This is a genomic window from Oceanobacter antarcticus (genome assembly GCF_044962685.1).
GTDB lineage: Bacteria > Pseudomonadota > Gammaproteobacteria > Pseudomonadales > Oceanobacteraceae > Oceanobacter > Oceanobacter antarcticus.
The window spans coordinates 101,073-124,602 of the sequence record NZ_JBBKTX010000004.1 but is presented as its reverse complement, the minus strand read 5'-3'; the positions used below and the strand labels follow the sequence as shown (position 1 = coordinate 124,602).

Below are 23,530 nucleotides of genomic sequence, written 5' to 3'. Positions count from 1 at the left end.
GCAATAACAAGCAAGATACCCATGACCCGAATTCTAATTGTAAAAATGTCTGCACTAGGCGACATTTTGCACACACTGCCTGCCGTTACTGATGCCTTGAAGCACGACCCATCGTTGCAGACCGACTGGTTGTGTGAAGAACCATTTGCTGACATTGCCCGATTACACCCCGGCTTACATCAGGTTATCCCTCACGGCCGTTTACGCTGGAAAAAGCGGCGTCTGGCCTTCGCCACCTTGAAAGAGCAGTGGCAATTCTATTGCGGCTTGCGTCGTAATCAGTACGATCTGGTTATCGATGCCCAGGGACGTATCAAATCTGCCCGGGTGGGCTGGTTATCCGGAGCGCCGGTCTTTGGCGCCGACGAACAGTCCGCGACGGATGCCGAGACCCGGCATGTCTATCGCCAGGGCTATCCGATTACCGAAGTCAACGCAATTGAAAGAACGCGAGAATTATTCGGTAAAGTGCTGGGTTATCAGCCGTCGGGACAGCCGGATTTTGGTATCAATACTGAGCGCCTTGCCGCTTGCCCACCAGAATGGCAAGGTCAGCTGATTTTTTTCCATGGCACGACCTGGGACTCCAAACATTGGCCCGAGAGTCAGTGGTGTGAGTTACTGGAGCTGGCCAGACGGGCGGGACAGAAAGTGCTACTGCCCTGGGGGAACGATGTTGAAAAACAACGGGCCGAACGTCTGGTTGAGGCTGTTGGCTGGGGAGAAGTATTACCCAAAATGAGTCTGTGGAACCTGAGCGGTGTGATCGCCCATTGTCGGGGGGCCGTTGGTGTGGACACCGGACTGATGCACGTTGCCGCAGGTATGGGGATTCCGACGGTGGCTATCTTTGGCAGTACCAGTGTTGCGCTGACCGGAGCGATGGGCAGACAGGTGGTGAATTTACAGACTGATTATGAGTGCTCACCTTGCCGGCAGAAAGTGTGTCCAAAGCTGGAAAATGGTGTTCCGCCTTGTTACACCACTATGTCGGCCACAAAAGTCTGGAGTGAGTTATTGATTCTGGCGGAGAAGCGGGTTTGAAACATCAGTTTGTATGCGTGCGTTGGGGCAGCAAATATCCGGCAGCTTATGTGAACCGTTTACGTAATATGATTGCACGGCAAATGCAGGCAGACTTTGTACTCTATTGTCTGACTGATGATGGCCGTGACCTGCATCCGGATATTCAAGTATTGCCTATTCGTGAGAATAATTTGTCGGGCTGGTGGCATAAACTGAGTCTGTTTCAGAATGATTTTTATGGTTTGAGCGGAGATCTGCTTTATACCGATCTGGATGTTGTGATTGTTGATCAATTGGATGGATTTTTCCGATATAAGCCTGGTGAGTTTCTGATCTCCAAAGATTTGCTTACAGGTGCTTTTAATAGCTCGGTCTTCCGTTTCCGAGTTGGCAGCCAGACTCAGATCTGGGATAGCTTTGCTGAGCAAGCAGAGCAGGTTATGCATGATTACAAGGGGGATCAGGACTGGATTACCCAACAGGTAGTTAACCCGCAATTATGGCCTGATTCCTGGGTGGTATCGTTTAAAAAACAATGTAACTCCAGAATAGAACGCTCATATGGTCGGCTTGGTCTCGTATTACGCCGTTTTGGCCTGATGAAAGTAAAAGGTGAGGCTGTGATACCTGATGGTGCCAGAATTGTTCAGTTTCATGGCAAGCCGGATCCTGAGGACGTTATGGATGGGCCTTACGATATTTATCGTCATGCGCCATGGATAAAGCAATACTGGAAGTAACTCAGAACGGAACAGGTGATAGCAGATAAGCCATTTACAGTGTTGCCACCAAGGGCGGCGAGTATTCCCTCTTCCTGTGTGTTGTTAATTCGGCTCTGAATCAATTGGTCAACCCTGGCCGTCGTTACTTATAGCGGATTAGGGCTGACGTTCTGTGCATTGCCAGATGCATCAGAATATTGATTAATCAGATTTCAGACCACTTGCTCTGATACTTTTCGGGTATGGATGAAAATACAGATTTATTGCTTGTGGGAGGAAAATGAAAATATTGTCACGTCCAGAGATTTGAACAGCGTTATCAGTCGTTGATCAGATTTCCCATCTATCAATGAAAAAGCTTTTATTTCAGGCCTCAACCACTTGGCAATCAGTAATGTCGAAGAAACATCGCCCCATATCTCGCACTGGTTTGGCAGGTGTGGCAGCATGGCTTCAAAGCTGATCCCGGCTGGGAGCAAGGTAACGCCTTCCGACTGTAGATACAGTACATCCGGGCCGCTGTTACGTGGATGATACTTTGCAGCGACTTGTTTTCCATCCCGTATCATTTGCTGAATCACCGCCATGATGCGCTGTTTATATTCTGGGTCTTTCTCAAATAGCGACTCATGGGGCAGGGTGAACAAAACATCCAACGGCCGCAGTTGTTGTGGGTCAAATCCATGTTGTTCCATCAATCGAGAGGATAACGCCAACAACGGTGGCGCGCTAAAACCGCTGGCACTGAGCGGTACAATGCGTTTGTTTCTCAGTAATGGGTGAATCTGCTCTGGGAAAGCCGCATGCACATATTGGATCCAGTCGGAACCGCCCACCGTCGGCGGATTTTTCCACCAGAAGCCATAGCTGAGTTTTTTGGCCAAATTATCCAGCACCTTGTCCCCAAACCCGGAAGAAGCCTTCCTGCCGATATAAGTAAAGGTGCCTTCATCCATATAGTGACCAATCGGCTCGCAGCCAAGGGTGTCGGCAATGTGCATGCTGTATTGGAATTCGATACGACGGTCATTACCGACAAACAGGTTGGCTGGTCGCAGCGTGGTGATGAGGCCTTCGAGCTTGGCAAACAGCTGTTTGCGTTTTTGGAGTTTGTTCACCAGACCCTGAAAGCGGCCGTAGAAGAGCCGGACGCTGGCAAAAGGCGACTGTGGCCAGTCTTGTACCAGTGAGTACAAAGGAAAGTCCCGACCCTCCGGTTGATCAATAAAAACAAGATGGGCTTGTTCGCCAGTACGTTCCGCAGCAATCACCGCAGCAGCATATAGATGCAAAATAGTAGAGGCAAAGTAGACGGAATGGGTCATTGTTCTGGGCCTGCAAACAAACGTTGGGTGGCAGTTTACCTGCGGGGTGGGGTTCTACCAAACAGTGGATCGTCATGACGAAGAGTAATTGTGACTAACGGCTGATACGAACCGGGCGCCCGTACTGTTAACAACTGATGCAGTTTTCACCAGCAGAGGAATGATGAAACAGGGGAGTTTTCTTTACGGATCAGCAGACCTTATGTGTTCTGAAGCCAGTCAGCGGGGGTACTGTTACGAGTCTTGAGTGCTAAAACAGCTTGAATCAGAGTGCGTTGAAGCTTGATCTTCCATTGAATCGGAGCATTTCCATACAATAACCATGGGGGCAATACGGGAGCCCCGGCCAAGTGTCGCTGGTATTGAAAACGTAATAATCGCGAAGGACCAAGCAGTTCCAACAGGCTTGTGATCGGAGAATCACTACCATTCTGATGACGATGAAGTTTTGGGCTGTGAATGACCTTGGGTATCCCCTGTTTGTAACTGAATACATCAAGGAGATGCAAATGCATCATATTATATTCGGGGGGAAGAATCGCGAGCGCAAGATCACTCTGCCACAGCAACTCTCGCAGGGCTGGTTGATCTTTTTGTTGCTGCTTCTCCTGTATTCTATTTTTCCAGTTCGTCAGGAGCTTGTCTGTTTTTGCATTTTTTCTGAGTGCTATTACACCGCTGTTTAGAGCTGGAAATGACTCGGGGAAACAAATATCCAGAGATGATCGCCCTTGACGAGAATTTCTGCCCTGGTCGTGAACAAGTGCTATATCGTTTTTTTTTAATAAAAAAAAAGCATCAGCAAGGTTGCCAACGATTAATGTATCTGAGTCTATGAAAATTGATTCGTCGAATCGTGAGTTTTTGAGTGCATCTATTTTGGCTCTGAACCAGCTGTTGCCAAGTATATATACCTTATCAAAGATAGAGTCTTCTACCGGCTTGTCTGTGAACAGATCTATTGGCAGGTCAGGGCATTGCTCCTTTAATGAATGCGCCGAACGAATAGCCAGTTCGGTGTAAACGGCGCTGCCTGTTGCGGCATAAACAAAACCACGTTTAGCATTGTCTTGTTGCGTCATTAGCTATTGTGCTCCTTGCAGTGCTGACCCTTCAATGTTACCTACTTTTTCACTTATAACAGATTATCCCATACCTTCAAGCTCGGCTCGGCCTGATTCAGGGTATAAAAATGCAGCCCCGGTGCACCTCCGGCCAGCAAGCGTTCACACATCGTGGTCACCACGTCGGTACCAAACTGCTGGATGCTGTCGGTGTCATCACCGTAGGCTTCTAACTGTTTACGAATCCAGCGTGGCAATTCAGCGCCACAACTGTCGGAAAAGCGTGCCAGTTTGGTGTAGTTGGTAATAGGCATGATGCCTGGAACGATCGGTATCGTAATGCCCATGGCACGCACCCGGTCGACAAACCAGAAGTAGCTGTCGGCGTTGTAGAAGTACTGGGTAATGGCGCTGTCGGCTCCAGCTTCCACTTTGCGGACAAAGTGTTTCAGGTCATCTTCAAATGAGCTGGCCTGAGGGTGTTTCTCCGGGTAGGCGGCCACTTCAAGGGTGAACCAGTCGCCGGTTTCTTTGCGAATAAACTCGACCAGTTCGTTGGCGTAGCGTAATTCGCTGCTGGCCAGTCCTGCACCGGAAGGCAAATCACCTCGCAGGGCAACCAGACGGCGGATGCCGATGCCTTTGTAGATGTGCAGTAAATCGCGCAGCTCTGATATTGAATCGCCGACACAGGACAAATGCGGGGCGGCAGCCATGCCTTGCTGCTGAATACCTTCAACAATGGCCAGCGTACGATCGCGGGTCGAGCCGCCAGCGCCGTAGGTAACGGAGAAAAACTCGGGGTTGGCGTTAGCCAGTTGATCCCGAACGCGCAGTAACTTTTGGGTACCGGCGTCCGTTTTGGTCGGGAAAAATTCGAAGCTGAGGGTGGTCATCTTGTTCGCCTGACGTCAGGCGTCAGACGCTCCATAATGTGGGTGTGTATCTCCAGAGGACAGACTCTGGAGGACGTCGAAGGTTTTGACGGCTGTTTTGATGGTTATCGGCGTCAGACCTCCGACGTCCAGCGGCAGGCAATCAGTACTTATACGCTTCCGGCTTGTACGGGCCTTCTGCCTTGACGTTGATATAGCTGGCCTGGGTGGCGGTCAGTTTGGTAATCACACCACCAAAACCTTCGACCATGTCTTTGGCCACTTCTTCGTCGAGTTTTTTCGGCAGTACTTTCACGTACACGCTTTCGGCTTTTTCGGCTTCCATCATGTGGGCGAACTGGCGTTCGTACAGGTAGATCTGAGCCAGCACCTGGTTGGCGAAAGAGCCATCCATGATGCGCGATGGGTGACCTGTGGCATTACCGAGGTTCACCAGGCGGCCTTCTGACAGTAAAATCAGGTGGTCGTCGGTCGATTTGTCACGGTATACCTTGTGCACCTGGGGTTTGATTTCGTCCCATTCCCAGTTTTCACGCATATAGGCGGTGTCGATTTCATTGTCGAAGTGACCGATGTTGCAAACGACGGCGCTGCGTTTCAGCTTTTGCAGCATATTCTTGTCGCAGACGTTGACGTTACCGGTGGTGGTAACGATCAGGTCGGTCTTGCCCAGCAGATCACCGTCGACACCGTTCAATTCGCCGGTGTTCTCGCCGTTGATGTACGGTGAAACCACTTCAAAACCATCCATGCAGGCCTGCATGGCACAGATCGGGTCGATTTCAGAAATCTTGACGATCATGCCTTCCTGACGCAGCGATGCCGCCGATCCTTTACCAACGTCGCCATAGCCGATGACCAGTGCTTTCTTGCCGCTCAGCAGGTGGTCGGTGCCGCGCTTGATAGCGTCGTTGAGAGAGTGGCGACAGCCATATTTGTTGTCGTTCTTGGATTTGGTGACGGAGTCGTTAACGTTGATGGCGGGCACTTTTAATTCGCCTTTTTCCATCATTTCCAACAGGCGATGAACACCGGTGGTGGTTTCTTCCGAAATACCGTGGATGGCGTCCAGCAGGTGTGGGAAGTCCTGGTGAACCATCTCGGTCAGGTCGCCGCCATCGTCCAGAATCATATTGGCATCCCATACCTGGTCGCCATCTTTCTTGGCCAGAATGGTTTGCTTGATGCACCAGAGGAATTCTTCTTCGGTTTCACCTTTCCAGGCGAATACCGGGATACCGGCAGCGGCAATGGCGGCGGCGGCGTGATCCTGGGTCGAGAAAATATTGCAGGAAGACCAGCGTACTTCGGCACCCAGATCAGCCAGGGTTTCGATCAGTACCGCCGTTTGAATGGTCATGTGGATACAGCCCATGATCTTCGCACCGGCCAGTGGCTGGCTTTCCTGGTATTTGCGGCGCAGCGCCATCAGGGCAGGCATTTCGCCTTCGGCGATCTGGATTTCTTTACGGCCCCAATCGGCCAGATTGATGTCGGCGACTTTGTAATCGGTGAATTGAGTCATGTTGGCTCCTGTCTCATTGGGCGTTTAGGTCGGAGGGGCCGCCTTGGCCCCGAAGCGTGTACCACGAGATAAATGGCTTCGGTGGCACGCCACCTCCTACCTGTTTGGGTTCTGAATGCTTCGCTTTTTACAGACCGGCTGCTGCTTTCAGTGTGGCGGCCTTGTCGGTTTTTTCCCAAGTGAAGTTGGGTTCTTCACGACCGAAGTGACCGTAGGCGGCGGTGGCGCGGTAGATCGGGCGGCGCAGGTCGAGCATGTCGATGATGCCTTGCGGACGCAGGTCGAAGTGTTTGCGTACCAGTTCGGCAATTCTGTCTTCGGCAATAGTGTTAGTGCCGAAAGTATTGATGGAGATGGAAGTCGGTTCGGCTACGCCAATGGCGTAGGACACCTGGATCTCACATTTGTCTGCCAGCCCGGCGGCGACAATGTTCTTGGCGACATAGCGGCCAGCGTAGGCGGCGGAGCGGTCTACCTTGGACGGGTCTTTGCCGGAGAAAGCACCACCACCGTGACGGGCGGCACCGCCGTAGGTGTCGACGATGATTTTGCGGCCGGTCAGGCCACAGTCACCCACCGGGCCACCAATGACGAAGTTGCCGGTCGGATTAATGTGGTACAGGGTATCGGCGTGCAGCCATTCGGCGGGCAGCACCGGCTTGAGAATTTCGTCCATCACCGCTTCACGCAGGACATTCAGCGCGATGCCTTCGTCGTGCTGGGTTGACAGGACAACGGCTTCGACTGCGACGGGCATGCCGTTTTCATACCGCAGGGTGACCTGGGATTTGGCGTCCGGGCGCAACCAGTTCAGGGTGCCGTTTTTACGCAGTTCGGCCTGTTTTTCTACCAGGCGGTGAGCGTAGTAGATGGCGGCTGGCATCAATACCGGGGTTTCTTTGGTGGCGTAACCAAACATCAGCCCCTGGTCGCCAGCACCGAGGTCTTTGTTGTCGCCTTCGTCAACGCCCATGGCGATGTCGGCTGACTGCTTGCCAATGGCATTGATGACTGCACAGGATGCACCATCAAAGCCCACATCCGAGCTGTTGTAGCCAATATCGAGGATGACATCACGGATCAGGTCTTCAAGATCGACGTAGGTGCTGGTGCGAACTTCACCGGCAACGATGGCCATGCCGGTCTTGACCATGGTTTCGACGGCAACACGGGCGTAAGGGTCGTCTTTCAGAATGGCGTCCAGCACCGCATCGGAAATCTGGTCAGCCATTTTGTCCGGATGGCCTTCAGAGACCGATTCGGAGGTAAAAATGGAATATTCGCTCATGCACGGAATCCTCAATAATAACAGCAGAGCAGTCGTCTGCTCTTGCAGGGTTGTTGGGTGTCACCTGATCAATCAGGCGCGATAAAACAATCGGAACTGGATCTGGAATCCATTCCGCAAGCCTAGGTACTGGCTCTGGCCTTCACTCAAGCCGGATTCGACCGCCCAGGCGGTCAGGTCATCCGGTTCAAAACCGAGCCAGAGATCCCCGCAGGATTCTCGTGCCCAGGCTTGTTGGTGCCGACACAGGTCGGTCACCAGAAAACAGCCATCGTCGGTCAGCAAGCGGGCGACGTCGGTAAAGATCGTTTTGGGAGCCGGTACGTGATGCAGCACCATATTGGCGACCACCAAATCGAACTGGTGGCGGTGGCTCCCGCGAATGTCACTGCTATCGCCCAGCAGGCACGACACGTTGTCGAGCTGTTGCTGGTGAATACGATGCTGCGCCTTTTGCAGCATCGGGGCTGAAATATCCAGCGCCAGTACGGTGTCAAACCGGCTGGCCAATGCGGCTAAAAACGCGCCTTCGCCTGGACCAATTTCCAATGCCTGCCGGGTTGGAATATCCATGGTTGCAATCAGTCGTTCCAACGGTGCGCCATATTGGTCGTAGGACGCAATCAGGTCTTGCTGTTGCTTGAACGCTTCGGCGTTGCGGGCAAAAAATTCGGCACAGGCGGCAGCGCGGTTGGCCAGTACTCGCTGCAGGCGTTGCTCGACCTCGTTGTTCTGCGGGTCATCCAGTGCGTCCAGCGTAACCAGTGTGGCGCTCAGCCATTGTGTCCAGAGGCCGTGACCGGCCAGTAGAGGGCGGCGATAAAAAATACTGTTGCCTTCCCGTTGGCTGCTGACCAATTGTGCCTGGGCCAGAATTTTCAGGTGATGGCTCATGCTGGATTGCTTGGTGTCAAACAGCTCGCACAGTTCCAGTACGCCAAATGAGCCTCGCCCCAGTAACTGCACAATGGCCAGGCGCAGTGGATCTCCCAGAGCCTTGCAGGCGTGTGCCAGCTGCTCGGCAGACAATCTGGCGCTGGCCGCTGCTGTCGCAGTGTGTATCGTCGTAATGGGTGTCATGGGGCGGTATAGTAACAGCTTGATTTTCTATATCAATATTTTTCAATATAGAAAATATAGAGGATTGCTCAGTAGTTTGCCATGTCCGCATGTAGTGCTTGCAGAAAGTCTTCAAACGGCATCGGGCGGCCGAACAGAAATCCTTGATACAGTTCGACGTTGAGGTTTTTTAACAGCTGCCATTGTTCGACGGTTTCAACGCCTTCAGCGACGATGTGCATGTCGAGGTCGTGGCTCATCTGGATAATGGCTTTGAGAATTTTCAGGGCCCTGTCGTTGGCATCGGCATCAATAATAAAGCTGCGGTCGATTTTGACGGTATCCAGCGGCAAGTCTCTCAAGTAGCTCAACGAGGAGTAGCCAGTGCCAAAATCGTCAATGGCGAGACGAAATCCGAGGCTGCGCAAGCGCTGCATTATCGCGGCGGGATCACTTTCCGGCTGCATAAACACGGATTCGGTAATTTCCAGCTCGACTCGGGAGGGATGGACACCAGCCTGCTGGCATTGAATGACAAGCTTGTCGGCCAGGTGACTGTCGAGTAATTGCCAGCCGGACAGGTTAATCGCGATATGCAGCTCTGGATTGATGGCCGTGACGGCAGCGGCGTATTGGCACCCATGGCGCAATACGGCTTCGGCAAAGCTGGCGTTCAGGCCGCCTTGTTCTATCAGCGGAATAAACACGGCGGGTGATATGTTGCCCGACGTCGCCGAGTGCCAGCGGGCGAGCATTTCGCCACCAATGATTCTCCGTTCGGTATTGAATTTGGGTTGCACATAAAATGTGAGTTGGTCTTGTTCGATCGCTTGTGCCAGTTCCGACATCAGACTGGCACGGTGGCTGGTTTGCTGGCCGAGGCCATCAGTATAGGCCTGGATGCGGTTTTTCCCCTGCACCTTGGCTTCGAACATGGCGGTGTCGGCGTGGCGAATCAACTCGGCGGCGTCGGTTCCAGAGTGGCAGGTTTCGGCAATACCGATACTGGCTGACAGGCGGATGCTGCTGCCGCCAAGGTCGATCGGCTCGCGTATCGCGTCCATAATAGCCGCAGGCAACGAATCCGGTTGGTTGACAGGCGGCCACCAGGCAATGACAAATTCATCGCCGCCCCAGCGGGAAACCAGTCCATCGGCAGGTGCCAATCGTTGCATGCGATGCGCCTGTGTTACCAAGAGAACGTCGGCGGCAATATGGCCAAATTCGTCATTAACGGCTTTGAAGCCGTCAAGGTCGAGAAACATTACCCGTAGCGGTTGCTGGGTGGTTACTTGCTGCAGCATTGAGGTGACAACTTCGTTCAAGGTGCCACGGTTGGCGAGGTTGGTCAGGCTGTCGTGCTGGGTCATATGTTGCAGCGCGCAATCGGCACGCTTGCGTTCGCTCATGTCGCGCAGCGTGACGATGCTGTAATGATAGTGGGCGTCATCTGGCTGGAAATGGGAAAGCGACACTTCCAAGGGTAACGACGGCATAAAATCCGCATGCATGGTGGACCGGAATGTCTGGTTATCTTGTGCTGCAGGGGAGCGGTCAGCTATTTCATCAGCACAGATAAAGTCGTTTAATGATCGCTGTCCGACGCTGCCTTCTGTGAGTCGGAAGAGTGAGTAAAATGCCTGGTTGGCCTCAATAATGTTGCCGTGGTGATCGATAATCAGCATGGCATCGAGGGTGCTGGAAAAGGCCCTTGCCATCAGCCGGAACGATTTCTGCATGTGGTGGTGGTTGGTGACGTCCCGAACGGTTCCGGTAATACGGGAAGGGAAACCTTCTTTATCGTGTTCTACGACTCGTCCCCGGCAATGCAGCCAGCACCAGGACTCTGGATTATCGATGTTCTGGTTGATTTTGTGACTGGCCGGATGTGGCGATTGGGCCAAAGCGATGGCCTCTTCTCGGCTCTGGATGCGGGTTGGGCAGGAAGGAGACCGATAACGCACGACAATATCCAGAGTATTGATGCTGTCGGATAAAAGCAGGTGCCAGTTGGTGCGCAGGGTTTCTTGGTCATCTGGATGAACCCGGCGTATGACCTGGCTGGTATTACCCCAACTGCGGGTCGCATTGGCGGCATCTTCTGGGAAGCCTTGCAGTTCGTAAATCTGATGTTCGGCATCCCAGTCCCAGATGGATTCATTACCCGCCCACAGTGCCAGCTCCAGCTTGTGACGGTCACGGGCACCCAGTTGCAGCGCTTCGTACAGCTCAACAGATTTTTCGGTGAGTAAACGCTCGGCTTCTTTGCGAGCGGCACGTTCCCGTTGTATCCGGCGTTCCAACACAGCGGTAGGATCCGCAAGGGTGAGTGCCTCGACGTTGAGGTCAGATTTGGACACGGAATACGGTAGCATCGTTGGAGCCAGTGCCAGGTTGCTGGCTGATGATCAGTTGCTGGTGGCCAAAATAGTTTCCTGCGCCTTCGATCAGCCCAATAGCCAGTGGCTCCAGATGATTTTTGGATCGATATTCCAGCTCCATACAGTCACTTGATTGGGAAATCACTCGGAAAGTAGGAAGGGTGGCTTCAGAGTAAAGTCTGAGTACTTCTTTGTGAATATCGTTATCGAGCGTTGCCAGCAGGTCAAACAAGGAATGCTTGTCGGCCAATAGTTCAGCATGGCTGCGGGTAAATGAGTTGAACAAATAACGACCGAAGGCTTGTACCAGATCGGGAACCGGAGTGCCGGTTTTTTCGGATAACAGCGTTACCAGCGACAGGATTTCTTCGGCATTATAATAGCCAACCGCAGTGTAGGCCCCGCCATTCGGAAGATTGGCGGCCGTCAGAATTTCATCTGCCAGCTCTGGCGAGAAAGTATCTTCGACCATTTCTACCAGTTCGGTAAAAATCATGCCCAGCATCGGTCTGGCTCCCATCGGTTAGATATAGCGAAAACTATAGGACTGTGGCGACCATTCTGCCAGTTCCGAACGCTAATTTTTCTGCCTGGGTAACGGATGAATTCGCCAGGCTGCCCCGTTTGGCGTGGTGATCCTGTGCTGGCCCGCCAGCATGCGATGATCCGCCATTAAAATGAAAAATTCGATAATACCCATCGCCAGCGGTAAAAATCACTAACATCCTTACTGCCAGAATGTGCTAATACGGGTGAATGGGCGCTTTGTGAATATGTCAGCGGTTTGTCTTGAACACAGCGGCCAGCTAGCGGGTGTCGTGGGTGTTTGAGGATCCAGCAACGTGCTTTAATCGAATCAAACCAGTCTGAAAGACAGGCCGCAGACAACTACAACAATTTAATGAACCGTTTTTGGAGGCGTTATGCATCCCGTCGTTGAGCAGGTAACCCAGCGCATTATCAAGCGTAGCCAATCCACTCGTCGTGCCTATCTGTTACAAATGAAAGCGGCCGAAGAGCAGGGCGTACATCGGGGAACCTTGTCCTGTGGCAACCTGGCACATGGTTTTGCCGCTTGTAACCCGCACGACAAGGATGTGCTGAAAATGGTCAACCAGGTCAATGTGGCCATGGTGTCGGCCTACAACGACATGTTGTCTGCTCACCAGCCATTTGAGTCCTATCCGAATCAGATTCGTGAAGCAATTCGCGACGTCGGCTCGGTGGCCCAATTTGCCGGTGGTGTGCCAGCCATGTGCGACGGTGTGACCCAGGGCCAGCCGGGTATGGAATTGTCGCTGTTCAGTCGCGACGTGATTGCCATGGCGACGGCGGTGTCACTGTCGCACAACATGTTTGATGCTGCTCTCTACCTTGGCGTGTGTGACAAAATTGTGCCGGGCTTGCTAATGGGGGCGCTGCGCTTTGGCCATTTGCCCACCGTGTTTGTTCCGGCTGGGCCAATGCCATCCGGCTTGCCAAACAAGGAAAAAGCCCGCATTCGCCAGGAGTACGCTCAAGGTAAAATTGGCCGTGATGAATTGCTGCAATGCGAGTCGGATTCTTACCACAGCGCTGGCACCTGTACGTTTTATGGCACGGCCAACTCCAACCAGATGATGGTCGAGATGATGGGTTTGCACTTGCCGGGGTCTTCTTTCGTGAATCCGGGCACCGAATTGCGTGAACAACTGACTCGCTACGCGGCGCAACAAGCGGTGCGCCTGACCGCCCAAAACGGCCGGTTTACGCCGATGTACGAAATCGTTGACGAAAAATCCCTGGTGAACGGTATCGTGGCTTTGCTGGCCACTGGCGGTTCCACCAACCACACCATGCACATTATTGCCATTGCGGCGGCGGCCGGGGTGATTATTGACTGGCAGGATTTTTCTGATTTGTCTGACGTCGTGCCCCTGATTGCCCGTGTTTATCCCAACGGCGAAGCTGATATCAACCATTTCCACGCAGCAGGTGGTGTGGGTTATATCGTCCGTGAATTGCTGGGTGCCGGTTACCTGCACAACGACGTGATGACGATTATGGGGCACGGTTTGTCCCTTTATACCCAAGAGCCATTCCTGCAAGACGGCAAACTGGTCTGGCGTGAAGGCACGGCAACCTCGCTCGACGATAAGGTTCTGCGTCCTGCCTCTGCTCCGTTCTCAACCAACGGCGGGCTGAAATTATTACGTGGCAACCTCGGTCGTGGGGTGATCAAAGTATCTGCTGTGGCCGAAGAACACCGGGTGGTTGAAGCGCCCGCCATCGTCTTTAACGACCAGGATGACCTCGCCGATGCCTTCAAGCGCGGCGAGCTGGAAAAAGATTTTATTGCGGTAGTGCGCTATCAGGGGCCAAACGCCATTGGTATGCCGGAGCTGCACAAACTCACGCCCTATCTGGGCACTCTGCAAGACAAGGGATTCAAGGTCGCGCTGGTCACTGATGGCCGTATGTCCGGTGCCTCCGGTAAAGTCCCGGCAGCTATTCATGTGTGGCCAGAAGCGCGCCTGGGCGGGCCGCTGGCCTGTGTGCAAGACGGCGACATCATTCGGTTGAATGCGAGCACTGGCGAGCTGCGGCTGTTGGCTGACAACGACAGCTGGTTACAACGCCCGACGCAAGAGCCTACGGTCGTCAAGCAACACGGCCTGGGTATGGGGCGTGAATTGTTTGGCCCAATGCGCAGCCAGGTGAATGAAGCCGAGCGCGGCGCAACGGTATTCAGCTTTATAACCGATGCCGACCTGGTGCCACAGCAACTGCTTGGTGACAGTTCCGAAGCTGGCCGTAATTCCGAGATCGAAGCATGACTCGAGCCGTCAGCAGTAGTGGAGTAACAGCCGTTCAGGGAGAGCGGGTGCTAGTGGGAGACATTGGTGGCACTAACGCCCGTTTTGCCCTGGTGAAGCCCGGTACGGTTGAACTGACCCATATTGTCACGCTGGCTACCGCTGACTTTCCCGGTATCGAAGCGGCGATTCATTGTTACGCCGAACAGGTAGGAGCAAGCGGTATTCACCGGGCTTGTCTGGCGCTGGCTTGTCCGGTTGATGGCGACGATATCGATATGACCAACAATCACTGGTTGTTCCGCCGTCAGCAGCTGATGAACCATCTGGGGCTGAAGCAGCTCAAACTGGTGAACGACTTCACTGCCATGGCATTAGGCATGCTTCACCTGCAACCTCATGAACTGCTTGACGTCCATCGTGGTGATTCCGGTCTTTATTCAGCGGAGCGTGCCGCCCGGTTGGTGATTGGCCCCGGCACCGGCCTCGGGGTCTCTGGCCTGATGCCTGTTCGCGATGGCTGGGTGCCGCTGTCTGGGGAAGGGGGTCATGTCAGCTTTGCGCCGACCAATGCGGAAGAAAGCGCTATCCTGCAAGGCCTGCAAAAACGCTACGCTCGGGTATCGGTGGAACGTATTTTGTCTGGTCAGGGCCTGCTGGAACTGTATCAGGTGATGGCCGATATCGAAGGTTTGGCGGCGGTGTGTCGCAGCCCGGTGGCAATCACCGCTCAGGCACAAGCAGACGAGCACTCGTTAGGTCGCCGCGCCCTGAACCGTTTTTTTGCCATACTGGGTGCGGTCACCGGAGATCAGGCACTCACTCTGGGTGCCCGTGGGGGAGTGTACGTGTGTGGTGGTATTTTGCCACGAGTGCACGACCTGTTCCTGGCCAGTGGCTTCCACGCCGCCATGGTCAACAAGGGACGTTTTGCTCAATACTTGGCCGATGTGCCGGTATGGCTTTGTCTCGCCGAAAACCCCGGCCTGCTCGGTGCGGCGGCGGCACTGGATAACGACGAAGTACGTGGTTAAGCAGCAGAGTAAATCCCTTTCCCTTCGTGACCAATTTGTCCAGCGGGTGTAGTCAAACCTGATCGCCAGGTACATGACTGCCTCGAAATAACGGCGATTAAAAATCGATTCAACATGTTCATTTAGCACTTATAAACTCGCTTCCTGCGTCACTTTAACGCCTGCATCCCTGTGGGCGTGCGCATTATCGTCGATTGTTGCCTTGTTCTTTCGTCGCGCGCTACATTTTTAGCGGCCCTTTTTTACTATTGCACCACCCATCTCTCAGTTTGAGTCTGAATAAGCGAAGCGTATTTACCGGGGTAGTTGTTGGCGATTGGCTCGGGCGTCAGAGTCTCTCATTTCAAATCTTAAATCAAATGATAATGATTTGTATTAAAAAGTAAAGAGAGGTACGATTGCGTTTTCCATTCTGATGATAAATCAATCAATATTGGAGGGACGTAATGAATCGTCTTTATTACCCGGTTTTTCTGGCCTCTCTGGCACTGGCAGGCTGTGGGTCAGATTCCGACTCCAGCTCACCGCAGGACACCGAACAACCTGAAGTGTTTAATATCACACCGGCTGATCAGTCCAATGTGTCTTCTGCTGCAATTACGATTGAAGGCAATATGACGGATAACGAGGCTATCCGCTCGGTCTCCGTGCTTTATGGCGGGCAAACAATGGCTGCCGCTTTTGATGGTGACCGTTTTTCTGCTGACCTGACCCTGACCGAGGGTGAAAACCGGGTGGAAATCACCGCCACGGATACGGCAGGTAATGCCTATACAGACATTCGCACGATCGTTCTCGATACTCAGCCCCCGGAGCTGACATTCGTCTTTCCGTCCAGTGGCCATGCAACCCAGGCACTCACCACCACCGTGCGTATTGATGCTGCCGATAATCAGTCGGTAGCTGCGGTGAGCGTGGTGCTGGGCGATCAGACCGTGATTGCGGAAGCGGCCGATGGCCAGTATCTGGCCCGTATGGTGATGGTTCCGGGCAGCAATAGCTACCAGGTGACGGCAACCGATATGGCGGGTAACAGCACCACGGCAACCCACTCGGCTTATTTGGGTAAGCAGGTGATGGGCGGTAATGCTCACTCTGGTGCCATTCGCCCGGATGGCACCTACACCTGGGGTCGTAATAATTATGGCCAAACGGGGCTCGGTTTTGTCTCAGATCCGAGTAAAGACCTGAATATTGATGAGCATCCGTTTGCACCGCTCAGAATGACCGTGGAACCGAGCTTTATTTCTCTGGCATTTGGTCAGAATACCTCCGCAGCATTGGCAGACGACGGCACGGTATGGACTTGGGGCAATGGTGGTGATGGCCAGTTGGGACAAGGGCTAACCGGCTCCGATACGCTGAATGAAGATGATTCCTCTATACCACTTCAGGTCATCGGTATCACCGATGCCGTTGCCGTAACGCGAGGGTATAACCAGACGCTGGTTTTGCATCAGGACGGCACTGTATCGGCCTTTGGCAATAATCGGTATGGCCAGCTGGGTGATGGCACAACGGCAGATCGGGATATAGCGGTCAAGCCGAATGTCAGTAATATCGTTCAGATTGCGTCGGGGGCTTCTTTTTCCTTGGCCGTTGATCGTGATGGCCGGGTCTGGAGTTGGGGGCAAAATAACTCTGGCCAATTGGGGCTGGGAACTGAAGATACAGATGCTCATCCGACCCCCATGGAAGTCAGTATTGACGAACCCATCGAAGCGGTTGTAGCAGGCAAAGGCCATGTTCTGGCCATTGCCCGCAGCGGTGCGGTGTATGGTTGGGGACTGAATTACAGCAGCCAGATCGGCTTGTACGATAGTGATAATGAAGACCCTGAATGGCCTCGAGAAGTAACCAGTCCCAAAAAACTGCCCTGGTTTGATGATGCGGTAGCTGTCTGGGCCAATGGTAACCAGAGCTTTGCCGAACGTCAGGATGGCCTGGTGTACCCGTGGGGACAAAATATGCTCGGAACATTAGGGCTGGAACAGGATGGTGATGTGACATTCCCATCGTCGTCAGTGTTCGGCTTCGATCAGGTCGTGGATCTCGGTAATGGTGCCTTGCACACCATTGGAATGCGTCAGGATGGCAGTGTGTTCTCCTGGGGATGGAGTTTTCAGGGCTCGCTTGGCGGTGGCGACGGTACCATCGACCGTTGGACGTATAGGGTGCCAACCCTGGTGATGTCCTCTATTCAGCCATGACAATACGATTATTCCCGACAAACCGGAATCAGGTGGTCGCCCGATGGGCGGCCATTTTGTTCGTTGGCTTGGCCGTGACAGGCCTGAGTGGCTGTGGTTCCGAGCAGCCGTCTCGAAACAGTGATACGGTCGCAGTCACACCTCCCGAGCAATCAGAGCCACGGGAGTGGCAAGCGGTGGGTGGCAGTGCAACGGTGGCATTCAGGGACGATATGGCCTTTCTGCAATTTATACCAGATCTGGATCTTGGCTCAGCTCCGACAGTTTCCCAGGGGCGAGAGCTGTTTGTTGCCAACTGGACCGCTGCGCCAGGTAGCCGGACGCTGCTCGATGGATTGGGGCCGTTGTTTATCGCTGATGCCTGTGCGGATTGTCATCTCGTCTCTGGCCGTGCCGCCAGTCTGAATGACGATGGCACAACCTCCCCCGGTATTTTGTTCCGGCTTGGTACTGCGGATGGACAGCCAGACGCTCGTTTGGGTGGCCAGCTGCAAACGGCAGCGACAGTCGATGTGCCAGAAGGGCGGGTTACCTGGCAGGATGTTGGCTTGGGGCGCCCACAATTTCAGTTGTCTGAGACTGACCGATCATTGGACGATGGTGTCCATCTTGGGCCTCGCCTGTCACCACAGTTGACCGGTGTCGGCCTGTTACAACAGATACCGGAAGCCCAGATTCTGGAGTGGCACGACCCGGACGATCAGGATCAGGACGGAATCTCCGGCCGCGCACATTGGATCGAGCGTGAAGGCGTTAGCTGTGTTGGTCGATTTGGCTGGAAGGCAATGCAATGCACATTGCGTGGTCAGAGCGCTGCGGCCCTGCATCAGGACATGGGGCTGACAACAGCGCTTAATCCGGCAGAACCCTGTACCGCATACCAGTCGATTTGTACGGATCAGCCTAGCGGCGGTGACCCGGAAGTCTCATTGGACAGTCTGAATGCCATTAATGACTTTCTGACGCTGCTGGCGGTGTATGAACGCCGAATTACCGACCAGACGCAATTTGATCTTGGTGCCGACCTGTTCGAGCAAATTGGCTGCGACAACTGTCATCGCCCGATGCTGACCACCGGCAACCAGTCACTGTTCGAGACGCTGAATCAGCAAACGATCTACGCCTATACCGACTTGCTGTTACACGATATGGGCGCTGAATTGAGCGATGGTGTACAGGAGGGGAACGCCAATGGCCGCGAATGGAAAACGCCACCACTGTGGGGGCTGGGGCTGATAGAAGGTATCGGAAATTCACGGTTTTTGCATGATGGGCGTGCCCGGACACTGCCAGAGGCGATTCAATGGCATGGCGGGGAATCGTCAGCGTCGCGTGAAGCCTGGGAGATATTAGCCGAGGAAGATCAACAGGCTCTGTTGGTTTTCTTGAGAGGGATATAGCCGGTCACAAGTGAGCACCGGGAGAGCACTGAGACGGGACAGCAAATGGGTCGCCAGCAGGGGAAGAAATTTCCCCTCTGGCTCGCTATTAGGGTCTGTTCAGCCTGCTGCTTATCCGGCTTCGGCCATATCATCAGCCCATTGACGGTGTTCGCTCACAATCTGACTGACCCAACGATTAACCCGCTCGTCGGTGAGTTCGAATTGCTGGTCTTCATCAATCGCCAGTCCGCAGAACAACCTGCCGTCTTCCAGCGTCGCCAGCGAGGCATCAAATTCATAGCCACTGGTGGGCCAGTAACCCACAAACTGAGCGCCAGAGTGCTTCAAATGATTGTACAGCCAGCCCATGGCATCCACAAAATAGTCACCGTAGCCAAATTGGTCGCCAAGTCCGTAGAGCGCAATCACTTGCCGAGTTAAATCCAGCGGTTGCAAAGCGCTTTCAAAATCGTCCCAGTCGCCTTGAATACCGCCAAAATCCCAGGTGGGAATCCCCAGAATCAATAAATCGTAGTGGCTGAACTGCTCCGGGCTGGTGTCGCTGATGTTGTGAATGTCGGCCTCGATATCATATTGCTTGAGCTGTTCGGAAATGCGGTTGGCAATGTCTTCCGTGTTGCCGGTGTCGGTACCGAAAATAATACCGGTGCGGATCGTGTGGTTGCTCATAGTGGCTTTCTCGCTGCAGATTCAGAACTTTGATAGTCCGATGATGGATATTGGGTTGACGTTTTATTAAATGCTAATCATTATCATTAATAAATCAACCATGGATTCATCATTCTTTGTTCCTGTTTGCCAATCCTGCTGCCGTTAAACTGTCACTGGACTGCCGTTGGGCAAGGGAACTCACCAGCGGACATCTGTCCGAACCCGCTACAGGAGCACGTAATGGCCAGTCAACAAGCAATGGATAACTACCTGGATCTGATCGCTATGCGCCATGCCGTGCGATATGGAGAGCAACCCGATAGCCCACACTGTATTCAGCGTTGGCTGGTGCTGGAAGAGCTGGTTTTTCCGCGTAGCTGCAACTGTGTCAGACGGCGGATCTACCGGCGTGAGTACGATTTGTTACTGGAAGCCATTGCTGATGAACTGGTGCCAGAGAGCTGGAGGCAGCTGTGTATGGATTACAGCCATCATCCGTTGAATGGCCTGTCGTCGATTGCGACCAAGCCACATCAGCGCCGTTCGGTGAATCGGTTGCAGTGGCAGTTACGTACGATTGCCAGTTATAGCCTGGAGTATTCGGCGGGTTGACGGGTAATGTCATCCGTCAGCGAAGCCTGATTAGTCGAGCCATAAGCAGAGGAGAACAGCATGAGTTTTCGTACCGTTAAAGACAGTATGGGTGAATTGCAAGTGCCGGAAGAGGCACTTTGGGGAGCGCAGACCCAGCGGGCAATCAATAACTTCCCGATCAGTGGCCGCAGCCTGCCTGCACCCTTTGTGATTTCTTTGCTGCTGGCCAAGTCGGCTGCCGCCAGAGCCAATAGTCAGTTGGGTATGCTGGAAACTGAGGTGGCAGAAGCGATAGTCGCGGCCGTTGATCAATTGCTGGCAGATGATGACTTGATGACGCACTTCCCGGTGGATGTGTTCCAGACTGGCTCGGGCACCAGTACCAATATGAACGCCAACGAAGTCATTGCGACCCTCGCCAGCCGATCACTGGGGCGGGAAGTGAGTGCCAACGACCACGTTAACTGCGGGCAAAGCAGCAACGATATTATTCCGAGCACCATCCACATCAGTGCGGCGGTGACTCTCAGTGACGAATTGATCCCGGCGCTGGATCACCTGCAGCGGGTGATTCGAGAAAAGGCCACCACCGTGGACGGTTGTATCAAAACCGGACGTACTCATCTGATGGACGCCATGCCCATCCGTCTGAGCCAGAGTCTGGGAGCCTGGGCTGAGCAAATTCGCAGTTGTCGCAAGAATCTGGATCATCAGCTGACCCAGTTATTACGCCTGGCTCAAGGTGGCACGGCGGTGGGTACCGGGATTAATGCCCACCCGGAATTTGCCGAGTTGTTTAATCATGAGTTGAGCAAGCTGACCGGCTTGCCGTTTCAGCCTGGCCCGGATCTGTTTATGCTGATCAGCTCTCAAGATGTGGCGGTGCAAACCTCGGGGTCGTTAAAAACCCTGGCAGTGGCCCTAATGAAAATCGCTAATGATTTACGCTGGATGAATTCTGGCCCTCTGGCGGGATTAGGCGAAATTGAGCTGGAAGCCTTGCAACCGGGATCATCGATCATGCCTGGCAAGGTAAATCCGGTGATACCGGAAGCAACGGCTATGGTCGCGGCGCAGATCATCGGTAACGATACCGCGATCACCATCGGTGGCCAGTCAGGCAATTTTGAGCTGAATGTGATGTTGCCGCTGATTGCGTTTAATTTGTTGGGCAGCATTGAGCTGGCGACCAACGCATCACAGTTGTTGGCCGACAAGGCCATCGCCACTTTTACGGTCAATGAAGCCAACTTGCAGCAGGCACTGGCGCGTAATCCGATTTTGGTAACGGCGTTGAATCCGATAGTGGGTTACATGAAAGCGGCCGACATTGCCAAACAAGCCTATCAGGAAAAACGACCGGTACTGGATGTTGCGGATGAGCGAACCAATCTCTCACGCGAGGAGCTGGAACGCTTGCTCGATCCGGCCAAGTTGACACAAGGAGGCATCTGATTGTCTCTCACCACGGGAGGACATGATGGCTAGGGTATCCCGCTATTACCTGGCCGGGTTGGACATGCCGGCTGGCTGGTGGGACTGGATTGAATCCGGGCGCAGAGCATTACTGTCCGGGAATCCGCAGCAAGCTTGCGACGACTTTCATCAGGCATTAAATCTTGGTTACGCCGAACTTGACGCTGGCCCTGAACGCTTGTCAGAGCAGTCATTACTGGCGGTGGTTACACCGTTACTGAACCTGGTGGATGCGTACCTGGAAGCGGGACGAGCCGAAATGGCACTGGTCAAATTGAGCCGCTGTGCTGAACTGGTCGCGGCCCATCTGCACGAGGCTAGCACACCAACCCAGCGTGTGAATGTGTCTTTGGCAAGAGATCTGCTGTTGCTGGAATGGCCCGTGCTGGAGCAGCGATTATGCCGCATGCGGCCACATTTGGGGTCTTTTTTTGCCGCTCCGGTCTGGCACTAATCGCCGCTGACCATTTCCGCTGCAATACCGTTGAGAATAAGAGCCTTTAAAAAAACAAGAAGCAGGCCAAACCTGCTTCTTGTTTACCTGTGGTTGCGGCTATTTCGGACTCATGCAGTTACTTCAGATCTTCGTAAGGCAGGCCGACGTATTGCTCGGCAATGACTTTGCGGCCGTTCTCGGAACCCAGATAGTAGTTCAATTCGGATTCCATAAAACGTTTGTACATCAGCGGTTCCATGTTGTTACCGCCGGAGAGGTCGTCGCCAAAGTCGTGCATCATGCTGGTCATCCACCAGCTGAAACGCTCACCGTTCCACACTCGACGCAGGGCAATGTCAGAGTACTGGCTGATACACTCCTTATCGCCTTCCTTGTAAACGCGGGTCATGATCTTGAAGAGCGTCGCGACATCCGAGGCCGCCAGGTTCAGGCCTTTGGCTCCGGTTGGCGGCACAATGTGGGCGGCATCGCCGACCAGAAACAGGTTGCCATATTGCATGGGTTCACAAACGAACGAACGCAGGGGGGCGATGCTTTTTTCGATGCTCGGGCCGGTCTCCATGGTGGCCGCTACGTCCGCTGGCAGACGCTTTTTCAGCTCATCCCAGAAACGTTCATCGCTCCAGTCTTCGATTTTGTCGGTTAATGGCACCTGCAAGTAGTAGCGTGAGCGGGTGGCAGAACGCTGGCTCGCCAGGGCAAAACCATGATCGCTCATGGCATAAATCAATTCGTGGTTGCAGGGTGGTACATCGGCCATAAAGCCGAGCCAGCCGAATGGATACACCCGTTCGTGTTCGGTGCGGATCTCGGCAGGAATGGTCTGGCGCGACACGCCGTGGAAGCCGTCGCAGCCAGCAACGTAGTCGCAGTCGAGGCGGTATTCTTCACCGTCGTGGACAAACGTGACGTAGGGTTTGTCGCTCTTAACCTCATGCGGGGTTACTTTTTCAGCGTTGTAATAGGTTGGCAGTTCAGCTGCCTGACGCGCATCCATCAGGTCGCGGGTGATTTCGACCTGGCCATAACACATGACGGTGTCGCCACCGGTCAGTGTTTTCAGGTCGATGCGGGTACGTTCACCGTTCATCGACAGTTCGAAACCTTCGTGTACATGGCCTTCGTTGTCCATCCGCTCCGCTACACCGGCTTCTCGCGCCAGATCAACAAAACCCTGTTCCAGAATACCGGCGCGGATTCGGCCCAGAATATAGTCGCCGTCGACGCGATCCAGAATAACGTTGGAAATACCCTGTGTGTTCAGCAGCTGACCTAGCAGCAAGCCGGATGGGCCTGAACCAATAATGGCTACCTGAGTTGTTATAGTTTTCATGTTTGCCTCGGCTGAGTGGTGTCTGGTATCCATTCCATGATGAGCAAATTCGATCTGATTCTGAATGGAGGATAGCGGCTATCGCTGGTACTTTTTCTGCAAAGGATAAATAGTCAGCTAGGTGTGGATAGCTGCCCGCCTGTTTTGCAACAGGCATCTGCCGAGGTGGGAAGAAATAGTGCGAACAGGTGCTGGGTTGTTGTTGAACAAAAAGCAACCAGCTGTGACCATGAATCGACGGGATAAATCTCTGGTATCTCAAAAAGTTATGGAAATGTGTAACAATTCTAT

Annotated in this window: 19 protein-coding genes; 9 read left to right on the top strand and 10 right to left on the bottom strand. The window is 53.5% G+C overall.

Annotated features, from left to right (window positions below):
- Positions 1-21 precede the first annotated feature (21 nt).
- Both waaC and WG929_RS04570 read left to right on the top strand, forming a co-directional pair.
- Positions 22-1,044 (top strand): lipopolysaccharide heptosyltransferase I, encoded by a 1,023-nt coding sequence (gene waaC, locus WG929_RS04575; protein WP_416205075.1) that lies wholly within the window; start codon positions 22-24, stop codon positions 1,042-1,044.
- Positions 1,041-1,766, top strand: coding sequence for a hypothetical protein (locus tag WG929_RS04570; protein WP_416205074.1), 726 nt, complete (start codon positions 1,041-1,043; stop codon positions 1,764-1,766). Before waaC ends, WG929_RS04570 begins: the two co-directional genes overlap by 4 nt.
- Before the next feature lie 242 nt (positions 1,767-2,008).
- On the opposite strand, the gene WG929_RS04565 is transcribed toward WG929_RS04570, so the two are convergent.
- From WG929_RS04565 to WG929_RS04530, 8 genes are all read right to left on the bottom strand, one after another.
- Positions 2,009-3,073, bottom strand: a complete 1,065-nt coding sequence (locus WG929_RS04565; RefSeq protein ID WP_416205073.1) for a polysialyltransferase family glycosyltransferase — start codon at positions 3,071-3,073, stop codon at positions 2,009-2,011.
- A gap of 200 nt (positions 3,074-3,273) precedes the next feature.
- Entirely contained in the window at positions 3,274-4,155 is an 882-nt protein-coding gene (locus WG929_RS04560) for a putative nucleotide-diphospho-sugar transferase (RefSeq protein WP_416205072.1), read from the bottom strand.
- 53 nt (positions 4,156-4,208) lie between these two features.
- Positions 4,209-5,033, bottom strand: coding sequence for a methylenetetrahydrofolate reductase [NAD(P)H] (gene metF, locus WG929_RS04555; protein WP_416205071.1), 825 nt, complete (start codon positions 5,031-5,033; stop codon positions 4,209-4,211).
- A gap of 142 nt (positions 5,034-5,175) precedes the next feature.
- Positions 5,176-6,558: an adenosylhomocysteinase gene (gene ahcY, locus WG929_RS04550; protein WP_416205070.1), complete on the bottom strand. Its 1,383-nt coding sequence runs from the start codon at positions 6,556-6,558 to the stop codon at positions 5,176-5,178.
- Between the two features lie 127 nt (positions 6,559-6,685).
- Positions 6,686-7,846: a methionine adenosyltransferase gene (gene metK, locus WG929_RS04545; protein WP_416205069.1), complete on the bottom strand. Its 1,161-nt coding sequence runs from the start codon at positions 7,844-7,846 to the stop codon at positions 6,686-6,688.
- A gap of 72 nt (positions 7,847-7,918) precedes the next feature.
- Positions 7,919-8,926 (bottom strand): ArsR/SmtB family transcription factor, encoded by a 1,008-nt coding sequence (locus WG929_RS04540; RefSeq protein ID WP_416205068.1) that lies wholly within the window; start codon positions 8,924-8,926, stop codon positions 7,919-7,921.
- A 68-nt stretch (positions 8,927-8,994) separates the two neighbouring features.
- Positions 8,995-11,265, bottom strand: coding sequence for a putative bifunctional diguanylate cyclase/phosphodiesterase (locus WG929_RS04535; protein WP_416205067.1), 2,271 nt, complete (start codon positions 11,263-11,265; stop codon positions 8,995-8,997).
- Positions 11,252-11,791 (bottom strand): heme NO-binding domain-containing protein, encoded by a 540-nt coding sequence (locus WG929_RS04530; protein ID WP_416205066.1) that lies wholly within the window; start codon positions 11,789-11,791, stop codon positions 11,252-11,254. Before WG929_RS04530 ends, WG929_RS04535 begins: the two co-directional genes overlap by 14 nt.
- 418 nt (positions 11,792-12,209) lie before the next feature.
- On the opposite strand from WG929_RS04530, the gene edd reads away from it, so the two are divergent.
- The 4 genes from edd (at position 12,210) to WG929_RS04510 (ending at position 18,725) form a co-directional block, all read left to right on the top strand.
- Positions 12,210-14,102, top strand: coding sequence for a phosphogluconate dehydratase (gene edd, locus WG929_RS04525; RefSeq protein WP_416205065.1), 1,893 nt, complete (start codon positions 12,210-12,212; stop codon positions 14,100-14,102).
- Positions 14,099-15,115: a glucokinase gene (gene glk, locus WG929_RS04520; RefSeq protein WP_416205064.1), complete on the top strand. Its 1,017-nt coding sequence runs from the start codon at positions 14,099-14,101 to the stop codon at positions 15,113-15,115. The genes edd and glk overlap by 4 nt, the downstream gene beginning before the upstream one ends.
- Positions 15,116-15,561: 446 nt before the next feature.
- A complete protein-coding gene (locus WG929_RS04515) occupies positions 15,562-17,325 on the top strand; it encodes an RCC1 domain-containing protein (protein WP_416205063.1) in 1,764 nt (587 codons plus the stop codon).
- A gap of 74 nt (positions 17,326-17,399) precedes the next feature.
- A complete protein-coding gene (locus WG929_RS04510; RefSeq protein WP_416205062.1) occupies positions 17,400-18,725 on the top strand; it encodes a di-heme oxidoredictase family protein in 1,326 nt (441 codons plus the stop codon).
- A 111-nt stretch (positions 18,726-18,836) separates the two neighbouring features.
- Here the strand turns inward: WG929_RS04510 and WG929_RS04505 are convergent, their stop codons facing one another.
- Positions 18,837-19,397, bottom strand: coding sequence for a flavodoxin (locus WG929_RS04505; RefSeq protein WP_369856558.1), 561 nt, complete (start codon positions 19,395-19,397; stop codon positions 18,837-18,839).
- A gap of 222 nt (positions 19,398-19,619) precedes the next feature.
- On the opposite strand from WG929_RS04505, the gene WG929_RS04500 reads away from it, so the two are divergent.
- From WG929_RS04500 to WG929_RS04490, 3 genes are read left to right on the top strand one after another with little or no spacing between them, the layout of a single operon-like run.
- Positions 19,620-19,991 carry a hypothetical protein gene (locus tag WG929_RS04500; RefSeq protein ID WP_369856559.1) on the top strand — a complete coding sequence of 124 codons (372 nt, stop codon included), beginning with the start codon at positions 19,620-19,622 and terminating at the stop codon, positions 19,989-19,991.
- Positions 19,992-20,051: 60 nt separating this feature from the next.
- Positions 20,052-21,428, top strand: a complete 1,377-nt coding sequence (locus WG929_RS04495; protein WP_416205061.1) for a class II fumarate hydratase — start codon at positions 20,052-20,054, stop codon at positions 21,426-21,428.
- Positions 21,429-21,453: 25 nt separating this feature from the next.
- Positions 21,454-21,903, top strand: coding sequence for a hypothetical protein (locus tag WG929_RS04490; RefSeq protein ID WP_416205060.1), 450 nt, complete (start codon positions 21,454-21,456; stop codon positions 21,901-21,903).
- A 118-nt stretch (positions 21,904-22,021) separates the two neighbouring features.
- Here the strand turns inward: WG929_RS04490 and pobA are convergent, their stop codons facing one another.
- The gene (pobA, locus tag WG929_RS04485; protein WP_369858026.1) at positions 22,022-23,230 is read right to left on the bottom strand and encodes a 4-hydroxybenzoate 3-monooxygenase; all 1,209 of its coding nucleotides are present in this window, start codon (positions 23,228-23,230) and stop codon (positions 22,022-22,024) included.
- Between the last annotated feature and the right edge of the window lie 300 nt (positions 23,231-23,530).

Excerpts from the sequence above, each read along its gene's own strand:
- waaC (WP_416205075.1), top strand. The coding sequence starts at position 22 with ATGACCCGAATTCTAATTGTAAAAATGTCTGCACTAGGCGACATTTTG.
- WG929_RS04565 (WP_416205073.1), bottom strand. The coding sequence starts at position 3,073 with ATGACCCATTCCGTCTACTTTGCCTCTACTATTTTGCATCTATATGCT.
- WG929_RS04560 (WP_416205072.1), bottom strand. The coding sequence starts at position 4,155 with ATGACGCAACAAGACAATGCTAAACGTGGTTTTGTTTATGCCGCAACA.
- metF (WP_416205071.1), bottom strand. The coding sequence starts at position 5,033 with ATGACCACCCTCAGCTTCGAATTTTTCCCGACCAAAACGGACGCCGGT.
- ahcY (WP_416205070.1), bottom strand. The coding sequence starts at position 6,558 with ATGACTCAATTCACCGATTACAAAGTCGCCGACATCAATCTGGCCGAT.
- metK (WP_416205069.1), bottom strand. The coding sequence starts at position 7,846 with ATGAGCGAATATTCCATTTTTACCTCCGAATCGGTCTCTGAAGGCCAT.
- WG929_RS04540 (WP_416205068.1), bottom strand. The coding sequence starts at position 8,926 with ATGACACCCATTACGACGATACACACTGCGACAGCAGCGGCCAGCGCC.
- WG929_RS04530 (WP_416205066.1), bottom strand. The coding sequence starts at position 11,791 with ATGCTGGGCATGATTTTTACCGAACTGGTAGAAATGGTCGAAGATACT.
- edd (WP_416205065.1), top strand. The coding sequence starts at position 12,210 with ATGCATCCCGTCGTTGAGCAGGTAACCCAGCGCATTATCAAGCGTAGC.
- glk (WP_416205064.1), top strand. The coding sequence starts at position 14,099 with ATGACTCGAGCCGTCAGCAGTAGTGGAGTAACAGCCGTTCAGGGAGAG.
- WG929_RS04515 (WP_416205063.1), top strand. The coding sequence starts at position 15,562 with ATGAATCGTCTTTATTACCCGGTTTTTCTGGCCTCTCTGGCACTGGCA.
- WG929_RS04505 (WP_369856558.1), bottom strand. The coding sequence starts at position 19,397 with ATGAGCAACCACACGATCCGCACCGGTATTATTTTCGGTACCGACACC.
- WG929_RS04500 (WP_369856559.1), top strand. The coding sequence starts at position 19,620 with ATGGCCAGTCAACAAGCAATGGATAACTACCTGGATCTGATCGCTATG.
- WG929_RS04495 (WP_416205061.1), top strand. The coding sequence starts at position 20,052 with ATGAGTTTTCGTACCGTTAAAGACAGTATGGGTGAATTGCAAGTGCCG.
- WG929_RS04490 (WP_416205060.1), top strand. The coding sequence starts at position 21,454 with ATGGCTAGGGTATCCCGCTATTACCTGGCCGGGTTGGACATGCCGGCT.